The following is an 18,127-nucleotide window of genomic DNA, read 5'->3' as shown; positions in this document are numbered from 1 at the left end:
GAGGTTCGAGGGTCTGCGGCACGTTGCCGCACTCTCAGCGCTGCGAGCGCTCCCCTGTCGGAGTGTTCATATGTTCGGCACCACGATAGCGCACGGCCTCTCCACGCCGGTCAGCGCTCGGTCGCCGCCAGCTGACCGCATGCTCCGTCGATCTCCTGGCCCCGGGTGTCCCGCACCGTGACGGGCACGCCGCGTGCCTGGAGCGCCTCGACGAACGCCCGCTCGTCCTCCGGACGGGAGGCGGTCCAGCGGGAACCGGGGGTGGGGTTCAGCGGGATGAGGTTGACGTGCGCCCGGTGCCCCTTGAGCAGCCGGCCGAGCAGGTCGGCTCGCCATGCCTGGTCGTTGATGTCCCGGATCAGCGCGTACTCGATGGAGACCCGGCGCCCGGAGAGGTCCGCGTAACGCCAGGCGGCGTCCAGTACCTCGCGGACCTTCCAGCGGGTGTTGACCGGGACCAGGGTGTCGCGCAGCTCGTCGTCCGGGGCGTGCAGCGACACCGCGAGCCGGCACTTCAGCCCTTCGTCGGCGAGCCGGTTGACGGCCGGGACCAGACCCACGGTGGACACGGTGATCCCCCGCTGGGAGAGCCCGAGGCCGTCCGGCGCCGGGTCGGTGAGCCGGCGGATGGCGCCGACCACCCGCCGGTAGTTGGCGAGCGGCTCACCCATCCCCATGAAGACGATATTGGAAAGTCTGGTGGCGCCCCCGGGGACCTCACCGTCACGCAGCGCCCGCATGCCGTCCACGATCTGGTGGACGATCTCGGCGGTGGAGAGGTTGCGGTCGAGCCCTGCCTGGCCGGTCGCACAGAACGGGCAGTTCATCCCGCAGCCGGCCTGCGAGGAGATGCACATGGTGACCCGGTCCGGGTACCGCATCAGGACGGACTCCACCAGCGTCCCGTCGTGCAGGCGCCACAGCGTCTTGCGGGTGGCGTCGTCGTCGCAGCTGATGTGCCGCACCACACTCATCAGCCGCGGCATCAGCTCCGCGGCCAGCCGTTCCCGGGAGCCGGCCGGGATGTCGGACCAGGATTCGGGATCGTCGGCGAACCGCGCGAAGTAGTGCTGCGACAACTGCTTCGCGCGGAAAGGCTTCTCGCCGAGTGCGGTGACCGCTTCGCGGCGCTCAGCAGGGCTGAGGTCCGCGAGGTGCCGCGGCGGCTTCTTGGCCCCGCGCGGGGCGGCAAAGGTGAGTTCTCCGGGTACAGGCATAACCTCACCAGTGTCGCAGACCGCGGCGGCGGTCCGTTCCGTGGTGGACGGCGGCCGAGACACCGGTCACCCGGTCACCCGCCGACGAACACCAGGAACAGCAGCCAGGCGACGGGTGCGGTGGGCAGCACCGAATCCAGCCGGTCCATGATCCCGCCGTGTCCGGGAAGCAGCGTTCCCATGTCCTTGATGCCCAGGTCCCGCTTGATCATGGATTCACCCAGGTCGCCGAGAGTCGCGGTGACCGCGACCGCGAGGCCCAGCAGCAGCCCCTGCCACCAGGTGCCCTGGTCGATCAGGAACTCCATGCAGAGCGCCCCCGCCGTCATGGCGAACAGAACGGCTCCGGCCAGCCCTTCACGGGTCTTGCCCGGGCTGATGCGGGGGGCGAGCTTCTTCCGGCCGAAGCGCCAGCCGACCGCGTACGCGCCGGTGTCGCTGACGACGGTGAGCAGCAGGAAGGTCAGCACGCGCTGCGGACCGTCGTCCGCGGTGAGTATCAGCGCCACGAAGGTGGCCAGGAACGGCACGTAGAACACCGCGAAGACTCCGGCGGTGACGTCCCGCAGGTAGTTCTCCGGCGGCGCGCTCATCCGCCAGACCAGCAGCGCGAGCACCGTGAGCCCCAGAGCCGCGCCGGCGCCCTGCGGCCCTTGCAGGTAACCGGCGACCACTGTCGCCGCACCCCCCGCCACCGGCGGGACCAGCGGGACGTGGATCCCCTTGGCCTCGGCGAAGCGGGTGGTGAGCTCCCACACGCCGATGGCCACGGCCACGGCGATCACACCGACGAAGACTGCTTTGTGGACGAAGAGCGACGCGAGGATCAGGGCACCGAGCCCTGCGCCGACACCGACTGCCGCCCGGAGGTCGCGGCCGGCCCGCTTCTTGCCGGACGGAGGGTTCACGGGTCTGCTGCTCTCCTGGTCGTCCGGTCTGCTTCCGTCGGCTCCGGGCGCGCCGGGGCCGCGACGCGTCCGAGTCGTATGCCCCGTGCCCTCCCCTGTGCCCGGGGCCTCCCGGTTACCGGCAGGCGGAGGCGGACCCCAGGATGACTCGTTCACGCATTCGTTCCGTTCGTTCGTCCGCCCCGGCCGGCTCAGACCTCGAGCAGCTCGGCTTCCTTGTGCTTGAGCAGCTCGTCCACCTGGGCGACGTACTTGGCCGTGGTGTCGTCGAGCTCCTTCTCACCCCGGCGCCCCTCGTCCTCACCGACCTCGCCCTCCTTGACGGCCCGGTCGATCGCTTCCTTGGCCTTCCGGCGGACGCCCCGGATGGAGATCTTGGCGTCCTCACCCTTGGACTTGGCCACCTTGATGAACTCGCGGCGGCGTTCCTCGGTCAGCTCCGGGAAGTTCACCCGGATGATATTGCCGTCGTTGCTGGGGTTGACGCCCAGGTCGGAGTCACGGATCGCCTGCTCGATATTCCGCAGCGCGCTCTTGTCGAACGGGGTGACCACCGCCATCCGGGGCTCCGGCACCGAGAACGACGCGAGCTGATTGATGGGCGTCATGGCGCCGTAGTACTCGGCGACGATCTTGTTGAACATCGCCGGGTGGGCGCGGCCGGTGCGGATCGCGGCGAAATCCTCTTTGGCGACCACGACGGCCTTTTCCATCTTCTCCTCGGCCTCGAGGAGGGCTTCTTCGATCACCACGTGCTCCTGATTCGTGTGTGGGGCGGACCTGTTCAGGCCCGCCTGCCCTGGGTGTTCACCAGCGTGCCGATCTTCTCACCCTTCACCGCGCGCGCGATATTGCCCTCCACGAGGAGTTCGAAGACCAGTATCGGAAGACCGTTGTCCCGGCACAGGGTGATGGCCGTGGAGTCCGCGACCTTGAGGTCCCGGGTGATGACCTCGCTGTAGTCGAGGGCATCGAACTTCACCGCATCGGTGTTCTTCGCGGGGTCGGAGTCGTAGACCCCGTCCACGCCGTTCTTGCCCATCAGCAGGGCCTCGGCGTGGATCTCCAGGGCCCGCTGGGCGGCCGTGGTGTCGGTGGAGAAGTAGGGCATCCCCATGCCCGCGCCGAAGATGACCACGCGGCCCTTCTCCAGATGCCGTACGGCCCGGAGCGGGATGTAGGGCTCCGCGACCTGCCCCATCGTGATGGCGGTCTGCACCCGGGAGTCGATGCCTTCCTTCTCCAGGAAATCCTGGAGGGCCAGGCAGTTCATCACCGTGCCCAGCATGCCCATGTAGTCCGAGCGGGCCCGGTCCATTCCGCGCTGCTGGAGCTCGGCACCGCGGAAGAAGTTGCCGCCACCCAGCACCACGGCGATCTCGGCGCCGTCCCGCACGACGGCCGCGATCTCCCGGCCGACCTTGTGCACCACATCGGGGTCGACACCAAGGCCTCCTCCGCCTGCGAATGCCTCCCCCGAGAGCTTGAGGAGGAAGCGACGGGGTGCGCCGTCCCTTCCGGGCGTCCGGGCTTCGGTGTCCTGATTCATGGAGATCTCCTCATGCACATGCGAAGGAGGCCATTGCCGGTGGATCCTTGCGGTCCCCTGCGCGGCAATGGCCTCCTTCGTCACAACTGCGGTCGTCCGGGCCGGGCACGGCACCGCCGGACGGCCTCGCGCCCGACTCTAGCGGTGCGATACCCGTTCCACCGTGGACGGCGCGGCGAGACGGGTGTCAGGCACCGACACGGAAACGCGCGAAGGCGGTCAGTGAGACGCCGGCCCCCTCCAGAACCTTCCGTACGGTCTTCTTGTTGTCCTTGGCGAAGGGCTGGTCCAGGAGGGCGTTCTCCTTGAAGAAGCCGTTCACCCGGCCCTCGACGATCTTGGGCAGAGCAGCCTCGGGCTTGCCCTCCTCGCGCGCGGTGGCCTCGGCGACCCGACGCTCGCTCTCCACCACGTCGGCCGGGATCTCGTCCCGGGAGAGGAAACGCGGCGCGAAGGCGGCGATGTGCTGTGCGACATCCTTGGCGACCTCGGCGTCCGCCTTGTCCAGCTCGACCAGCACGCCCACCTGCGGCGGCAGGTCCGGGCTGGTCCGGTGCAGGTAGGAGGCGACGTAGGTCCCGGTGTACTGGGCGAAACGGTCCAGCACGATCTTCTCGCCGAGGCTCGCGTTGGCCTCGTCGACGTACGCCTGCACCGTCTTGCCCGGCTCGATCTCGGAAGCGAGCAGGGCGCCGATGTCGGCCGGGGAGGCCTTCGCGATGTGCTCCGCGATGGCACCGGCAGCGGCCTGGAACTTGTCGCCCTTGGCCACGAAGTCGGTCTCGCACTTGAGCTCGACCAGCACACCGGAGGAATTGTCGTCGGCCAGGAGCGCGACCACGGCGCCGTTCTCGGCGGTGCGGCTCTCGCGCTTCGCGACGCCCTTCTGGCCCTTGACCCGCAGGATCTCGACAGCCTTGTCGACGTCGCCCTCGGCCTCGTCGAGGGCCTTCTTGCAGTCCATCATGCCGGCGCCGGTGAGCTCACGGAGCTTCTTGACGTCAGCGGCGGTGAGGTTCGCCATGGTTACGTGTATCTCTTCCCGGAAGTCGGAGGGGCTGGCAGCGACCTATGGGCGACGGCGGGCGGGGGCTGGTGCTCCCCGCCCGCCGTCGCCCTGGACGTGTGGTACGTCAGACCTGCTCGGCGGGCTTGTCCGCAGCCTCGGCGGCGGCCGGCTCGGCAGCGGCCACCGGTTCGGCGGCGGCAGGCTCAGCGGCAACCTGCTCAGCAGCGGCAGTGGGCTCGGCGGCGGGCTCGGCAGCAGCAGGCTCAGCGGCGGGAGCGGACTCGTCGGCCGGCTTCTCCTCCGCTTCCTTGCCCTCCGCGCCCTGGAGCAGCTCGCGCTCCCACTCGGGCAGCGGCTCCGCGACAGCCGCCTTGTCCCCGGACTTCGCCTCGGCCGCGCCGGAGCGGGCCATCAAGCCCTCGGCCACGCCGTCGGCGATCACCCGGGTGAGCAGAGTGACGGAGCGGATGGCGTCGTCATTGCCCGGGATCTTGTAGTCGACCTCGTCGGGGTCACAGTTGGTGTCGAGGATCGCGACCACCGGGATGCGGAGCTTGCGCGCCTCGCCGACGGCGATGTGCTCCTTCTTGGTGTCCACGATCCAGACGGCGCTGGGCACCTTCTGCATGTCGCGGATACCGCCCAGGGTCTTCTCCAGCTTCGCCTTCTCCCGGGAGAGGACGAGCAGCTCCTTCTTGGTGAGGCCGGAGGCGGCCACATCGTCGAAGTCGATCTGCTCGAGCTCCTTGAGGCGCTGCAGACGCTTGTGGACGGTCGAGAAGTTGGTGAGCATGCCGCCCAGCCAGCGCTGGTTCACATAGGGCATGCCGACCCGGGTCGCCTGCTCGGCGATGGCCTGCTGAGCCTGCTTCTTCGTGCCGACGAACATGACGGTACCGCCGTGTGCGACGGTCTCCTTGACGAACTCGTAGGCGCGGTCGATGTACGACAGCGACTGGAGCAGGTCGATGATGTAGATGCCATTGCGCTCGGTGAAGATGAAGCGCTTCATCTTCGGGTTCCAGCGACGGGTCTGGTGCCCGAAGTGGACGCCGCTTTCCAGCAGCTCCCGCATCGTGACGACGGCCATGGCCGTTCTCCTTATGGTGCTCGGTTTCAGTGCCGCCCGGGGACTGCCCGGATGACACTCCTGACGCCCCGACGCGCAGTACCGGGAACCGCCTGATCACCCAGGTGGTTCCGAGGACCGAGATGCGCGGCCGCCGGGATGCATCAGGCCAGGCCTGAGAACCGGACAGCGGGGCATGCGAGGTCGACTCGGTGACCCGAATCGCCACCTGAAGTGTACGGGACCGCCGGGGCCGCGGGCGACATGCGGACGGTCCCCCGCACGCGTGACGGCGTTGTCCCCAGCCCGCCGTCCGTCCACCGGGAGCAGCCCTTGCTGCGCGGCCCCCGCAGAGTCGTCGGCGGAGGTGGTGCTGCCATGAACCAGCGCGGAGCACTCGGCAGGTACGGCGAGGAGGTCGCAGCCCGGCGGCTGCGGGAGCAGGGCATGACTGTTCTGGAGCGCAACTGGCGCTGCCGGGCCGGCGAGATCGACATCGTGGCCCGGGACCGCGGGCCGCGGACGACGCTGGTGGTGTGCGAGGTGAAGACCCGCCGGGCGGGCGGACCTCAGCACCCGATGGCTGCGGTGAGCCCCCGCAAGGCACAGCGGCTGCGCCGGCTCGCGGAGCAGTGGCTCAGCGAATGCTGGCTGCCGGTGCACGGCGGACCTCCACCGGGCGGCCTGCGCATCGATCTTGTCGGGGTACTGCTCCCGCACCGCGGAGCCCCGCTCGTGGAACATGCCAGGGGGGTGGCCTGATGGCGTTCGCCCGCACCTGCTCGGTGGCACTGGTCGGGATGGAAGGGGTTCTCGTCGAGGTGCAGGCCGATCTCGAGCCCGGGGTGGCCGCCTTCACGCTTGTCGGGCTGGCGGACAAGTCGCTCAGCGAGAGCCGGGACCGGGTACGGGCCGCAGTGGTCAACTCGGGCGTGGACTGGCCCCCGAAGAAGCTGACCGTGGGGCTGAGCCCGGCGGCCGTGCCCAAGTCGGGCTCCGGCTTCGACCTGGCCATCGCCTGCGGGGTGCTGGCCGCCGCGGAGCGCATCGACCCCCTGGCGGTCGCCGATCTGGTGATGATCGGAGAGCTGGGTCTGGACGGGCGGATCCGGCCGGTCCGCGGGGTGCTGCCGGCCGTACTGGCCGCCGCGGACGCCGGCTACCGGCAGGTGATCGTGGCCGAACAGACCGCCGCCGAGGCGTCGCTGGTGCCGGACACCTCGGTCCTGGGAGTGCGCAGCCTCCGGCAGTTGATCGCGGTGCTGACCGGTGAACCGGTTCCCGAGGAGGCGCCGACGGCGGCGGACGGCCGGCCCGATCCGCTGCTCGCCGGGCTCTCCGTGCCCGGCAGCGCGCTGTACTCCGCCGGGAGCGCACAGGAGCGTGCCCCGGACCTCTCGGAGGTCTCCGGCCAGCGCACCGCGCGCCGGGCGCTGGAGGTGGCGGCTGCGGGCCGCCACCACCTGTTCCTGCAGGGGGCGCCCGGGGCGGGGAAGACGATGCTGGCCGAGCGGCTGCCGGGGCTGCTGCCCCCGCTCAGTCGGCAGGAGTCCCTGGAGGTCACCGCCGTGCACTCGGTCGGCGGGACCCTGCCCCCCGGAAAGCCGCTGGTCGAACGGCCGCCGTACTGCGCGCCGCATCATTCCGCCTCGATGGCCGCGCTGGTCGGCGGCGGCACGGGACTGCCCCGGCCGGGTGCCGCGTCCCTGGCGCATCACGGCGTCCTCTTCCTGGACGAGGCCGCGGAGATGAGCTCCCGGGTACTGGACGCCCTCCGGCAGCCGTTGGAGACCGGTCACGTCGTGGTGGCGCGCTCCGGCGGCATGCTGCGGCTGCCCGCCCGTGTGCTGCTGGTGCTGGCCGCCAACCCGTGTCCGTGCGGCAGGCACGGCGCGGTGGGGGCCGGCGGTGGCTGCGAGTGTCCGCCGAGCACCGTGCGCCGCTACCGGGCCAGGTTGTCGGGGCCGCTGATGGACCGGATCGATCTCCGGGTGACCGTGGAGCCGGTCGGCCGGGCGGAACTCGTTCCCGGGGCCGGAGCGGCCGAGTCCACCGCCGCGGTGGCCGAGCGGGTGCTGGACGCCAGGGGGCGGGCCCGCTCCAGGCTCGCAGAGACCCCGTGGACCACGAACAGTGAGGTGCCGGGCCACGAGCTGCGCACGCGCTGGGCTCCGGCTCCCCGGGCCATGGCACGGGCCGAGCTGGACATGGACCGGGGGCTGCTGACCGCCCGCGGGCTCGACCGGGTGCTGCGGGTGGCCTGGACGGTGGCCGACCTGGCCGGGCACCCCAGGCCGACGGCCGAGGACGTCGACGCGGCACTGGCGCTGCGCACCGGCGTGCACCGGGGCGCAGGCGTGGCAGGAAGCCTCCCGTGACGGGCGCCGGGGCGGTCGGCGTCACGGAGGAGGAGCGGGTAGCGCGGGCAGCGCTCACCCGGATCGGTGAGCCGGGCGACGAGGTGCTGGGGCGCTGGGTGGCGGAACTGGGGGCTCCGGAGGTCTGGCGGGCGGTGCGAACCGGGGACCGGCCGCTCACCGGGGTCTCGGCCGCCCGGTGGGCCGGGCTCCGCCTGCGGGCCGAGCACGCGGACCCCGCACATGATCTGGAAGCCGCCGCCCGGCTCGGTGCGCGCTTCGTCGCCCCCGGCGACGCGGAATGGCCGAGCCAGCTGGACGATCTCGGTGCCGCCCGGCCGTCCGGGCTGTGGCTGCTCGGCAGTCCTTCGCTGCGCTTTCTTGCGCTGCGGTCGGTCGCCGTGGTCGGAGCCAGGGCCTGCACGGACTACGGCGCACACGTCGCGGCCGACCTGGGCACCACCCTGGCGCAGCGCGGCTGGACGGTGGTCTCCGGAGCGGCTCACGGAATCGACGGCGCGGCCCACCGCGGGGCGCTCGCGGCGGGCGGGGCCACCATCGCCGTGCTGGCCTGCGGGGTCGACGTCCGCTACCCGGCGGCGCACCACGAACTGCTGGGCCGCATCGCGGACCATGGTCTGCTCGTCGCCGAACTGCCTCCCGGGACCCGTCCCACACGCAGCCGGTTCGTGCAGCGCAACCGGGTGCTCGCCGCGCTCACCCGAGGCACGGTCGTGGTGGAGGCCGCCCTGCGCAGCGGCTCCCTGGTGACCGCCCGGCAGGCCGCCCGGCTGAACCGGCCGGTGATGGGAGTCGCCGGCTCGATCTATTCGGCACAGTCGCAGGGGGTGCACCGGCTGCTGCGTGAGGAGGGCACCCTCGTCACCGGGGCGGCGGAGGTCATCGAGCTGACCGGGCAGATGGGAGAGCTCGCGCCGTACGCGAGCGGGCCCGCTGTGCCGCACGACCTGCTGGCCCCCGCCACCGCCCAGGTGCTGGAGTCGCTGCCGGCCGGCGGACGGGCTGCGACGGTGGCTGATATCGCGCGTCGGGCGTGCACCGCTCCGGCCGCAGCACTGGCCCGCCTTCACGAACTGCACTCCCTCGGCTTCGTCGAACGGATTGGCGACCACTGGGCCTTGCCTGCGGGCTCTCCGACACGCCGGGAGCCCGGAAATCCCGTCGCGCATAGGTAAGTAACACCACAGTGCGGGGGCCGGAACGTATCTGCGCATGGTTGTTCTTCCAGCAGATGCGCAATGCAACCCTTCAGTCACGCTACGCTCACGAGGGTTTCCCACGGAACCCGTATCACCCGGTCAGACCACTGCAGAACGGCTCAGGACGACGCATGCCCCAGCACTCCTCCGGGCCCCAGCAGGCGGCACCGGCAGCACCGGCCGCGGCGGAGGGCGCATCACCACGGTCCGCGCCTGCCTCGCTCGACGAGCTGTGGCGCCGCTACAAGTGCACGGGGGACGAACGGCTCCGGGAGCAGCTGATCCTGCACTACTCACCACTCGTCAAGTACGTGGCGGGCCGGGTCAGCGTGGGCCTGCCCGCCAATGTCGAGCAGGCGGATTTCGTCTCGTCCGGGGTGTTCGGCCTCATCGACGCCATCGAGAAGTTCGAGCCGGAGCGGGCCATCAAGTTCGAGACCTACGCCATCACCCGCATCCGCGGCGCGATGATCGACGAGCTGCGGGCGCTCGACTGGATTCCCCGCTCCGTGCGGCAGAAGGCCCGCGCCGTGGAACGCGCGTACGCCACGCTGGAGGCGTCGCTGCGGCGCACCCCCTCCGACTCCGAAGTGGCCGCGGAGATGGGTATCGGCCTGGAGGAGCTGCACGGTGTCTTCAGCCAGCTGTCGCTGGCGAACATGGTCGCCCTGGAAGAGCTGCTGCACGCCGGGGGCGAGGACGGCGACCGGCTCACCATGATGGACACCCTCGAGGACACCAGCGCCGACAACCCGGTGGAGGTGGCCGAGGACCGCGAGCTCCGCCGGCTGCTGGCCCGCGCGGTCAACACCCTGCCCGACCGTGAGAAGACCGTGGTCACGCTCTACTACTACGAAGGGCTGACCCTGGCGGAGATCGGACAGGTGATCGGGGTCACCGAGAGCCGGGTCAGCCAGATCCACACCAAGTCCGTGCTGCAACTGCGAGCGAAGCTGGCCGACGTGAACGGCTGAGCTCTAGAGTGACCGGGTGCCGAGGATCCAAGCGGCCTCCGTGGCCGAGCACCGCAGAATGCAGCGGGACGCCCTGCTGGACGCCGCCCGGAGTCTGCTGTCGGAGGGCGGGACTCAGGCGCTGACCTTCCCCGCGCTGGCCGAACGCACCGGTCTGGCCAGGTCCTCGGTGTACGAGTACTTCCGCTCCCGGGCCGCGGTCGTCGAGGAGCTCTGCGCCGTCGATCTCCCGGTGTGGGCGGCCGAGATCGAGGCGGCGATGGCTGCGGCCGGCACGCCCGAGGAAAAGATCGAGGCCTACGTGCGGCGGCAGCTGGCGCTCACCGGAGACCGGCGGCACCGGGCCGTGGTCGCCATCTCGGCCGGTGAGCTGGACACGGCGGCCCGGGAGAAGATCCGCACCGCCCACGCCGGCCTCATCGGCATGGTGATCGAGGTACTGCGCGAGCTGGGCCAGGAGGAACCGCGGCTGACGGCCGTGCTCCTGCAGGGCGTGGTGGACGCGGCCGTGCGCAGCGCGGAGGAGAACCCGGAGCGTGTCACCGGGACGGCCGTGCGGCTGGCGCTGCACGGGGTGGCCCGGTAGCCCTGCCGCGCGGGCGGGTCCACGGCCGGCCACAGGTGCGCCGGCCGCTCCGGGGCGGGTTCCCGGAGGCACCGGCCGCAGGAGCGGCGAGGGCCGGGTCCCCCGGGCCGGCCGGATCCGCCTCGCTCCCCGCCCCGGCCGGGACGGAGCCGGCGGGCAGCGGCACACCGGTGCTGGGGAGCAGCCGCGAAGGGCCCCGGCTCAGGAGCGCCAGGGGGTCGAGATAGGTGTCACCGCGCAACAGTCCCCAATGGAGGCAGGGAGTCGCGCAATGGTACGGACCGTCCTCGAGGACGCCGACCGGATCGCCTGCCCCGACCAGGTCCCCCACCGCCACGGTCGCGGTCACGGGCTCATAGGTGAGGCGCAGGCCGTCGGCCAGCCCGATGGTCAGCACCCCGCGACCGGCGATCCGGCCGGCGAAGGTGACCCGGCCCGCAGCCGCTGCCCGTACCGGGGCACGGTGCGCGGCAGCCAGGTCCACACCGCGGTGGCCCGCCGCCCAGGGCAGCGGAGGCGGGTCGAACAGCCGTTCCACGGCCGGGCGGGGCTCCAACGGCCAGGTGGCGTCCTCGGGTCCTTGGGACATGAATGCCAGCAGGAGCGTGATCATGCGTGCAGCCTGCCGGAACGCCGGCGACCCGGCTGAGGCCGGTGGACGGGCGAACGGCTGTGGACAGCTGTCTCACCCGCCGGAGGGATTGCTGCCCGTCCGGTGAAGCGCCGGACCCGTGGGGCCGTCGGCCCTGCGGAGGGCTCAGCTGTCGCCGAAGCCGGAGTTCTCCGGAAGGTCGAGTTCGCTGCGGTTCAGCTCCTCGATGTTCACGTCCTTGAAAGTGAGAACCCTCACCTGCTTGACGAACCGGGCCGGGCGGTACATGTCCCACACCCAGGCATCCGCCATCGAGATCTCGAAGAACACCTCGCCCTGGACGGAGTGCACCTGCATCTCGTAGTCGTTGGTGAGGTAGAAGCGCCGTTCGGTCTCGATCACGTAGGTGAAAAGACCGACGACGTCCCGGTACTCCCGGTAGAGCTTGAGCTCCATCTCGGTCTCGTACTTCTCGAGGTCCTCGGCACTCATGGCGTGTTCCCCTTCAGCCGCGCGTTCCCTCATTGTGCGTCACCGGCGGGGGCTTCCGGGCCGCGCGCCGGGCAATCGGTCCGTACGCCGCCCCGCCCAGAATCAGCACGGCTCCGGCCGCTGTCGCGTAGAACAGCTCCCGCAAGGGCCCGGGCTCCGACACCCCGCCAGGCAGCCGGGCGAACCCACTGGGACGTGGCATCAGCCCCAGACTGTCCAACGGCCAGACCGTTGCCTCGACCCGGGCCGTGACCGAGCCCTGGGGCACACTCCCGCTGTCGCCCTCGGTCAGGCGGGTGCGCGAGTCCAGCGAGTCGAGGCGACGGTCCCCGAGCAGGAACAGCTCCCCGGCGGGCACCTCGGTCTCGAAGCCACTGGGCGAAGCGGGCCGGTCCCGGCCGAGATACCGCTCCGGAACCGGCTCCCCGTTCACCATGAGCAGACCGTCGTCGTCACAGCAGGCAACGGAGTCCCCGCCGACCCCGACCACCCGTTTGATCATCGGAAGCCCACCCCAGGTCTCCTCGCGGAAGACCACGATGTCACCGCGCCGGACCTCGCTGCCGTCGATCCGGTGCGCCAGCACCCGGTCACCGGCCCGCACCGTCGGGGCCATCGAGTCGGTCGGCACCGTGTAGGGCTGGTACAGGATGGCGACCAGCACAAAGCCTCCGAGGAACAGCACACAGCCCAAGGCCGCGGCCACATTGGCCAGCCGGGATCCCAGCCGGCCCGGGCCCGCCGTGCGGCGCCGAGCTGCGTTCATCACGCCCCTCCGAAAAGATGGTGGTCAGGACGTGACACTACCCAGCAGCTCGGCCGTGGTCAGCCCTTTACCTGCTCCTGATGCGCACCGGCGGTCGCCCGGTGCCGCCGCAGGAGCACCAGCGGAAACGCCCCCGCCAACCCCAGAGCGGCCGGAGCGACGGCCACCACGGCGCTGCTCAGCTCGTCGTACTCGCCTGGCACTGACAGGAACGACCAGCGGTTGACCGGCCAGGCAATGACAACCGCCCGTCCGACGACTCCCTCCTCGGAGACCGTGCCGGCTCCCGGGCCGCTCTGGTGATAGCGCGAGTCCAGGGAGTCCGCCCGGTGATCACCCATCACCCAGAGCCGGCCTTCCGGGATCTCCAGAGGGCCGAACGGCCGGTCGTCGCAGGGCGTGTTCCCGGGGAAGAGATAGGCACTCTCGTCGAGCGCGGTGCCGTTGATCATCACCGCGCCGCCCTCCTGACACTCAATGGTGTCTCCACCGACCGCGATCACCCGTTTGATCAGGTGATTGTCGTCCGCGGAAGGCATGAGACCGATGAAGCTGAGCCCTTCCTGGACGGCCGCGCCGAACCCTCCGGTGTCAGGCGTGGGCGGCAGCCAGCCGCCCGGGTCCTCGAAGACCACGACTTCCCCTCGCTCGGGGGTTGCGCCGAACCACGGAGTGAGCTTGTCCACCAGCACCCGGTCGCCCCGCTGCAGGGTGTTCTGCATGGAGTCCGAGGGGATGGAGAACGCCTGCAGCAGGAAGGTCTTGATCAGCAGCGCGAGCACGAAGGCGATGCCGATGAGGATGGGCAGCTCCTTCCAGAAGGACCGCGGCTTCTTCCCTTCCTGCGGCTGCTCCCCGGATGTGCCCGGCTCGTCTCCGGTCCCGGCTCCCCCTCCGGCCGCCGCTCCGTCGTCGCCCTGGCCGGCCGGCGGCCTCTCATCGGGCGTCTCCTCGCCGGAGGTCACCGGTCGCTTCTCCGGACCGTCCGCTCCGGAACGTGCACCGACTGCCACATCCCCCACAATCACTCCTCACGAACGCTGCGTCAGCGGCCCGCCCGGCTTTGAGGCGGACTCGCCCTCCACTCCCCTAACGAGCAGATGTTCCGCAGGGATCGGGAGTCGGGTCATTTCTTTGGGTCCGGTACCCCAGGATCACGGTTCCGGAACAGCGGCGAAGGCCTCGGCCCCGTCCAGTCGCTGCCAGTGAGCATACGGCCAGGCGATCACCATCGCGCGCCCGACCACCAGTTCCTCGGGCACTGTGCCCCCGCCCGGGTCACCCAGGTGGTAGCGGGAGTCCGCCGAATTGGACCGGTGGTCCCCCAGGACGAAGATGCGTCCCGGCGGCACCTGCACGTCGAACTCGATCAGTGAGGCGGCGTCGCCCGGGTAGAGGTACGGCTCCTCGACCGGGGTGCCGTTGACGGTGATCCTGCCCTGCTCGTCACAACAGACCACCGTGTCACCACCGAGCCCGACCACCCGTTTGATGAGGTCCTGGTCATCGTCCTTGGGAAGCAGTCCGACCCAGGTCAGCGCGGTACGGCCCTGCTCGATCCCCACCGGGTCGTTCCTCGGCTCCACGTGCTGTTCCTGCTCGAGCCAGCCCCCGGGGTCCTTGAACACCACGACATCGCCACGGCTCGGCTCCCAGCCGAACCAGGGGGTGAGCTTGTCCACCAGCACCCGGTCGTCGATCTTGATCGTCTGTTCCATGGACCCGGAAGGGATGACGAAGGCCTGCACCAGGAAGGTTTTCAGCCCGAGGGCGATGACCAGGGCCACGATGATGAGCAGCGGGATCTCCCGGGTGGTGCGCAGCCGCCTGCGCCGCCTGATCCGCTTCGCCGCCCGGCGCCGGTCGGCCCGGCCGGTACCGGGCGGTCGAAGCTCAGTGCCCTGCTGAGGCGGAAGCGGAGGCTGCGCCGGGCGGGCACTCCGCGGCCGGCCGTGCTCACCCATGGCCCGCCCGCACCGAGCCCCAGCGGCTCGCGGGCCAGCCGATCCACTCGGCCCGCCCGATCACCTTGTCCACCGCCACGGTGCCGCCCCCGGGGCCCCCGAGGTGGTCCCGGGAATCGGCGGAATCGGACCGGTGATCGCCCATCAGCCACAGCCGCCCCGCGGGCACTTCGATGTCGAAGGCGACCGTCGAGGGGGCATCGCCCGGGAACAGGTAGCGCTCGTCGAGCGGTACCCCGTTGACGTGCAGTCTTCCCTGCCCGTCGCAGCAGGTCACCCGGTCACCCCCGACACCGATTACTCGTTTCACATAATCAGTCTCCCCAGGGTCGGCCAGTCCTACCGCGGCGCCCGCCTCCCGCAAGGGACTGCCGTCCGGCTGCGCCGCGGTGAAGGTTCCCCGGCCGTCGAACACCACGACGTCTCCGCGCCGCACGTCACCGCCGAACCGGTAGGCCAGCTTGTTGACCAGAATCCGGTCCCCCGGGTGCAGGGTGCTCTCCATCGAACCGCTCGGGATGAGGAACGGCTGCATGACGAAAGCGCTGATGAGGAGCCCTGACGAGACGGTCAGAGCCAAGAGGGCGGCCCACACACGCAGGGAGCGCGACCGCTGCCTCCAGCCCTTTCCCGGGCGGGTGGAGCGGTCGCGCTCCCTGCTTCGCGTATCGGTCCCGGTCACGCCGCGATCGTAACCGGCGCCACCGAGAAACCGCTCAGCGGTCGCGCTTCTCCTTGATCTTGGCGGCCTTGCCGCGCAGCTCACGGAGGTAGTAGAGCTTGGCGCGCCGGACCTGGCCGCGGCTCACGAGCTCGATCTTCTCGACGACCGGGGTGTGCACGGGGAACGTACGCTCCACGCCGACGCCGAAGCTGACCTTGCGGACGGTGAAGGTCTCACGGACCCCGTCGCCCTGGCGACGGATGACCACGCCCTTGAACTGCTGCACACGGGAGCGGCTGCCCTCGATGACACGCACGTGGACGTTGATCGTGTCGCCCGGGCGGAAAGGCGGAATGTCGCTGCGCAGCGATGCGGAGTCGACGCTGTCCAGGAGGTTCATGAGCTACTGCTCTCCTCGCCGGTGCCACAGGTCATCGGCGGAATTGATCGAGAGGGAGGATGGGTGCCACCGCACTCGGCGGGCGCTCTTCCCCCTGTGGCAGGGGCGCGCGCCGTACGTGTGGCAGCGGCTCATTCTTCCACGGCCGGGGGCGTACGCCCAAATCGGCCGTCCGGACCCTCTGCCCAGCCGAGGGCGGCGAGAGTGCTGCGGTCGTGCCGGTCCCAGCAGCCGGGATCACAGCGCTCGATGAGGTCGGGGCGGTGGAGGGCGGTCCGGCGAAGCGCCTCGTCCCGGCGCCAGCGCCGGATCCTGCCGTGGTGTCCGCTGATCAGCACGTCGGGGACCTGGTGCCCGCGCCATTCCGGCGGTTTGGTGTACACCGGTCCCTCCAGCAGGTCTGCCATCTCACCCGGCGCGAAGGAGTCGTCCCCGTGCGAGGCCGCGTTCCCGAGGACGCCGGGCAGGAGCCGGGCGACGGCCTCCACCATCACAAGGACGGGAGCCTCCCCGCCGGCGAGGACATAGTCGCCGATCGAGATCTCCCGGACGTCATAGCGTCCGCGGTACTCCTCGATCACCCTGCGGTCGATGCCCTCGTAGCGGGCGGGCGCGAAGACCAGCCAGGGCTTCCCGGACAACTCGGCCGCGAGTTCCTGGGTGAACGGCCGACCGCTGGGGGTGGGGACCACCAGCACCGGCTCCCCCTCGCCGGAGGCGGTGATGTCGTCGAGCGCCTCCCCCCAGGGCTCGGGCTTCATCACCATGCCGGGGCCGCCTCCGTAGGGAGTGTCGTCCACCGTGTGGTGCCGGTCGTGCGTCCATTGCCTCAGGTCATGGACCCGGACATCGAGGCGCCCGGCAGCCCGGGCCTTGCCGACCAGGGAGACGTTCAGCGGCTCGAGGTACTCGGGGAAAATCGTGAGGACGTCGAGGCGCATCAGTCGGCCTCGGCACGTGGGGCGGAGGGCCCGGCCACTTCGGCCGCCCCGTCGATGAGGCCGGGGGGCGGGTCCACGACGGCTCGCTGCCCGGCGAGGTCGACCTCCGGAACGATCTCCGCGACGAACGGGATCAGCACCTGGCCTGCGTCGTCCGGGCGGTCCACGACCAGCAGGTCCTGGTACGGAAGGTGCGAGATCTCGGCGATCCGGCCCACCGGCGTGCCGTCCACGGTCACCACGTCCAGGTCGATCAGCTGGTGGTCGTAGAACTCCTCGGGATCCTCGGGCTGCTCGTCGGGATCGACCTCGGCGATGAGCAACGTGTTCCGCAGCGCCTCCGCGGCGCCACGGCTCCCCACGCCCTCGAAGCGCAACAGCAGCCGACCGCTGTGCACCCGGCCGCTCTCGATAGTCAGCGGCCCCGTGGAGGCAGGGTCGGTGGCGAGGACGGCCCCGGGGCCGAGCCGCAGTTCGGGCTCATCGGTACGCACCTCCACGGTGACCTCGCCCTTGATGCCGTGGGCCCGGCCGACGCGGGCGACAACCAGCTGCACTGCCGACTACTCCTTCTGCTCCTGGCCGACCCCGCCCGCGGCGCACCACGGGTGACGGTGGCCGGGGAACCACATCCGTCGGACACAGCGGGCGGCACGGGCCGGGGACAGCGGTGAGCCGTCCCCGGCCCGTGCCGGTGCTGTCTGTTCTTCTTCAGCGGATCTCGTCCGCATCGACCAGGTCGACGCGGATCCCCCGCCCCCCGAGAGCGCCCACGACCGTGCGCAGTGAGCGGGCGGTGCGGCCGCTGCGGCCGATCACCTTGCCAAGGTCGTCGGGATGCACCCGGACCTCCAGCACCCGTCCCCTGCGCATGGTGCGCGAGACAACCTGGACCTCGTCGGGATTGTCGACGATGCCCTTCACCAGGTGCTCGAGGACTTCCTCGAGCATCCTCAGGCCTCGGTCGACTCAGTGGAGGCGGCCTCGGCAGCCTCAGCCTTCTTCTCGGCCTTCTCGGCCTTGTCGGCCTTCTTCGCCTTCGGAGTGATGGCCTCGCCCTTGGCGGACTCGCCACCCGACTCCTTGGCCGCAGCCTCGAAGAGGGCGCGCCGGTCGGCCTTGGGCTCCGGCATCTTCATGGGCTCCGGTGCGGGCAGACCCTTGAACTTCTGCCAGTCACCGGTGACCTTCAGGATGGCCGCGACAGGCTCGGTCGGCTGCGCGCCGACACCCAGCCAGTACTGCACACGCTCCGAGTCGACCTCGATGCGCGACGGGTTCTGCATCGGGTGGTACAGCCCGATCTCCTCGATGGCCCGGCCGTCACGGCGGGTACGGGAGTCGGCGATGACGATGCGGTAGTGAGGCGAACGGATCTTGCCCAGTCGCTTCAGCTTGATCTTGACTGCCACAGCTGTG

22 protein-coding genes are annotated in these 18,127 nt (G+C 70.7%); 5 read left to right on the top strand and 17 right to left on the bottom strand.

From position 1 onward, the window contains the following. Positions 1-110 precede the first annotated feature (110 nt). From rlmN to rpsB, 6 genes are all read right to left on the bottom strand, one after another. The gene (gene rlmN / locus PJ985_RS19075) at positions 111-1,217 is read right to left on the bottom strand and encodes a 23S rRNA (adenine(2503)-C(2))-methyltransferase RlmN (RefSeq protein WP_271685059.1); all 1,107 of its coding nucleotides are present in this window, start codon (positions 1,215-1,217) and stop codon (positions 111-113) included. A gap of 74 nt (positions 1,218-1,291) precedes the next feature. Further along, complete coding sequence (locus PJ985_RS19070) at positions 1,292-2,281, bottom strand: phosphatidate cytidylyltransferase (RefSeq protein WP_271685058.1); 990 nt, start codon at positions 2,279-2,281, stop codon at positions 1,292-1,294. A 35-nt stretch (positions 2,282-2,316) separates the two neighbouring features. Then, positions 2,317-2,874 carry a ribosome recycling factor gene (gene frr, locus PJ985_RS19065; RefSeq protein WP_271685057.1) on the bottom strand — a complete coding sequence of 186 codons (558 nt, stop codon included), beginning with the start codon at positions 2,872-2,874 and terminating at the stop codon, positions 2,317-2,319. A 35-nt stretch (positions 2,875-2,909) separates the two neighbouring features. After that, positions 2,910-3,674, bottom strand: a complete 765-nt coding sequence (pyrH, locus tag PJ985_RS19060) for a UMP kinase (protein ID WP_271685056.1) — start codon at positions 3,672-3,674, stop codon at positions 2,910-2,912. A gap of 187 nt (positions 3,675-3,861) precedes the next feature. After that, positions 3,862-4,698: a translation elongation factor Ts gene (gene tsf, locus PJ985_RS19055; protein ID WP_271685055.1), complete on the bottom strand. Its 837-nt coding sequence runs from the start codon at positions 4,696-4,698 to the stop codon at positions 3,862-3,864. Positions 4,699-4,807: 109 nt separating this feature from the next. Next, the gene (rpsB, locus tag PJ985_RS19050) at positions 4,808-5,773 is read right to left on the bottom strand and encodes a 30S ribosomal protein S2 (protein ID WP_271685054.1); all 966 of its coding nucleotides are present in this window, start codon (positions 5,771-5,773) and stop codon (positions 4,808-4,810) included. Between the two features lie 357 nt (positions 5,774-6,130). Between rpsB and PJ985_RS19045 the strand changes: the two genes are divergently transcribed. The 5 genes from PJ985_RS19045 (at position 6,131) to PJ985_RS19025 (ending at position 10,889) form a co-directional block, all read left to right on the top strand. Then, positions 6,131-6,514: a YraN family protein gene (locus PJ985_RS19045; protein ID WP_271685053.1), complete on the top strand. Its 384-nt coding sequence runs from the start codon at positions 6,131-6,133 to the stop codon at positions 6,512-6,514. Then, positions 6,514-8,130, top strand: coding sequence for a YifB family Mg chelatase-like AAA ATPase (locus PJ985_RS19040; protein WP_271685052.1), 1,617 nt, complete (start codon positions 6,514-6,516; stop codon positions 8,128-8,130). The genes PJ985_RS19045 and PJ985_RS19040 overlap by 1 nt, the downstream gene beginning before the upstream one ends. Then, complete coding sequence (gene dprA / locus PJ985_RS19035; protein WP_271685051.1) at positions 8,127-9,305, top strand: DNA-processing protein DprA; 1,179 nt, start codon at positions 8,127-8,129, stop codon at positions 9,303-9,305. Before PJ985_RS19040 ends, dprA begins: the two co-directional genes overlap by 4 nt. Before the next feature lie 155 nt (positions 9,306-9,460). Beyond that, positions 9,461-10,303 carry an RNA polymerase sigma factor WhiG gene (gene whiG, locus PJ985_RS19030; RefSeq protein ID WP_271685050.1) on the top strand — a complete coding sequence of 281 codons (843 nt, stop codon included), beginning with the start codon at positions 9,461-9,463 and terminating at the stop codon, positions 10,301-10,303. A gap of 40 nt (positions 10,304-10,343) precedes the next feature. After that, positions 10,344-10,889 (top strand): TetR/AcrR family transcriptional regulator, encoded by a 546-nt coding sequence (locus tag PJ985_RS19025; RefSeq protein ID WP_271685134.1) that lies wholly within the window; start codon positions 10,344-10,346, stop codon positions 10,887-10,889. Here the strand turns inward: PJ985_RS19025 and PJ985_RS19020 are convergent. The 11 genes from PJ985_RS19020 to rpsP all read right to left on the bottom strand — a co-directional run bounded on the left by PJ985_RS19020 (position 10,843) and on the right by rpsP (position 18,120). Then, positions 10,843-11,502, bottom strand: a complete 660-nt coding sequence (locus PJ985_RS19020) for a M23 family metallopeptidase (RefSeq protein ID WP_271685049.1) — start codon at positions 11,500-11,502, stop codon at positions 10,843-10,845. The genes PJ985_RS19025 and PJ985_RS19020 overlap by 47 nt on opposite strands. A gap of 144 nt (positions 11,503-11,646) precedes the next feature. Beyond that, positions 11,647-11,973, bottom strand: coding sequence for a DUF2469 domain-containing protein (locus tag PJ985_RS19015; protein ID WP_271685048.1), 327 nt, complete (start codon positions 11,971-11,973; stop codon positions 11,647-11,649). Between the two features lie 13 nt (positions 11,974-11,986). After that, entirely contained in the window at positions 11,987-12,739 is a 753-nt protein-coding gene (lepB, locus tag PJ985_RS19010; protein WP_271685047.1) for a signal peptidase I, read from the bottom strand. Between the two features lie 59 nt (positions 12,740-12,798). Then, a complete protein-coding gene (gene lepB / locus PJ985_RS19005) occupies positions 12,799-13,752 on the bottom strand; it encodes a signal peptidase I (protein ID WP_271685046.1) in 954 nt (317 codons plus the stop codon). Positions 13,753-13,893: 141 nt separating this feature from the next. Next, positions 13,894-14,703 (bottom strand): signal peptidase I, encoded by an 810-nt coding sequence (lepB, locus tag PJ985_RS19000; RefSeq protein ID WP_333909875.1) that lies wholly within the window; start codon positions 14,701-14,703, stop codon positions 13,894-13,896. After that, complete coding sequence (gene lepB, locus PJ985_RS18995; RefSeq protein WP_271685045.1) at positions 14,696-15,385, bottom strand: signal peptidase I; 690 nt, start codon at positions 15,383-15,385, stop codon at positions 14,696-14,698. Before lepB (PJ985_RS18995) ends, lepB (PJ985_RS19000) begins: the two co-directional genes overlap by 8 nt. A gap of 34 nt (positions 15,386-15,419) precedes the next feature. Continuing rightward, entirely contained in the window at positions 15,420-15,767 is a 348-nt protein-coding gene (gene rplS / locus PJ985_RS18990; protein WP_271685044.1) for a 50S ribosomal protein L19, read from the bottom strand. Between the two features lie 131 nt (positions 15,768-15,898). Continuing rightward, positions 15,899-16,708, bottom strand: a complete 810-nt coding sequence (gene trmD / locus PJ985_RS18985) for a tRNA (guanosine(37)-N1)-methyltransferase TrmD (RefSeq protein ID WP_271685043.1) — start codon at positions 16,706-16,708, stop codon at positions 15,899-15,901. Beyond that, positions 16,708-17,265 carry a ribosome maturation factor RimM gene (gene rimM, locus PJ985_RS18980; protein WP_271685042.1) on the bottom strand — a complete coding sequence of 186 codons (558 nt, stop codon included), beginning with the start codon at positions 17,263-17,265 and terminating at the stop codon, positions 16,708-16,710. Before rimM ends, trmD begins: the two co-directional genes overlap by 1 nt. 154 nt (positions 17,266-17,419) lie before the next feature. Next, entirely contained in the window at positions 17,420-17,659 is a 240-nt protein-coding gene (locus tag PJ985_RS18975) for an RNA-binding protein (protein WP_271685041.1), read from the bottom strand. A gap of 2 nt (positions 17,660-17,661) precedes the next feature. Next, positions 17,662-18,120: a 30S ribosomal protein S16 gene (rpsP, locus tag PJ985_RS18970; protein WP_271685040.1), complete on the bottom strand. Its 459-nt coding sequence runs from the start codon at positions 18,118-18,120 to the stop codon at positions 17,662-17,664. Positions 18,121-18,127 lie beyond the last annotated feature (7 nt).

The sequence above is a fragment of the Streptomyces sp. ACA25 genome (assembly GCF_028200735.1).
GTDB lineage: Bacteria > Actinomycetota > Actinomycetes > Streptomycetales > Streptomycetaceae > Streptomyces.
The sequence above is the reverse complement of the archived record's forward strand: the minus strand, read 5'-3'. Positions and strand labels throughout refer to the sequence as shown.

Coding starts and splice junctions, on each gene's coding strand:
- lepB (WP_333909875.1), bottom strand. CDS start 14,703: ATGGGTGAGCACGGCCGGCCGCGGAGTGCCCGCCCGGCGCAGCCTCCG.
- whiG (WP_271685050.1), top strand. CDS start 9,461: ATGCCCCAGCACTCCTCCGGGCCCCAGCAGGCGGCACCGGCAGCACCG.
- rpsB (WP_271685054.1), bottom strand. CDS start 5,773: ATGGCCGTCGTCACGATGCGGGAGCTGCTGGAAAGCGGCGTCCACTTC.
- PJ985_RS19015 (WP_271685048.1), bottom strand. CDS start 11,973: ATGAGTGCCGAGGACCTCGAGAAGTACGAGACCGAGATGGAGCTCAAG.
- rplS (WP_271685044.1), bottom strand. CDS start 15,767: ATGAACCTCCTGGACAGCGTCGACTCCGCATCGCTGCGCAGCGACATT.
- pyrH (WP_271685056.1), bottom strand. CDS start 3,674: ATGAATCAGGACACCGAAGCCCGGACGCCCGGAAGGGACGGCGCACCC.
- PJ985_RS19020 (WP_271685049.1), bottom strand. CDS start 11,502: ATGATCACGCTCCTGCTGGCATTCATGTCCCAAGGACCCGAGGACGCC.
- PJ985_RS19040 (WP_271685052.1), top strand. CDS start 6,514: ATGGCGTTCGCCCGCACCTGCTCGGTGGCACTGGTCGGGATGGAAGGG.
- trmD (WP_271685043.1), bottom strand. CDS start 16,708: ATGCGCCTCGACGTCCTCACGATTTTCCCCGAGTACCTCGAGCCGCTG.
- tsf (WP_271685055.1), bottom strand. CDS start 4,698: ATGGCGAACCTCACCGCCGCTGACGTCAAGAAGCTCCGTGAGCTCACC.
- PJ985_RS18975 (WP_271685041.1), bottom strand. CDS start 17,659: ATGCTCGAGGAAGTCCTCGAGCACCTGGTGAAGGGCATCGTCGACAAT.
- PJ985_RS19045 (WP_271685053.1), top strand. CDS start 6,131: ATGAACCAGCGCGGAGCACTCGGCAGGTACGGCGAGGAGGTCGCAGCC.
- lepB (WP_271685047.1), bottom strand. CDS start 12,739: ATGAACGCAGCTCGGCGCCGCACGGCGGGCCCGGGCCGGCTGGGATCC.
- rlmN (WP_271685059.1), bottom strand. CDS start 1,217: ATGCCTGTACCCGGAGAACTCACCTTTGCCGCCCCGCGCGGGGCCAAG.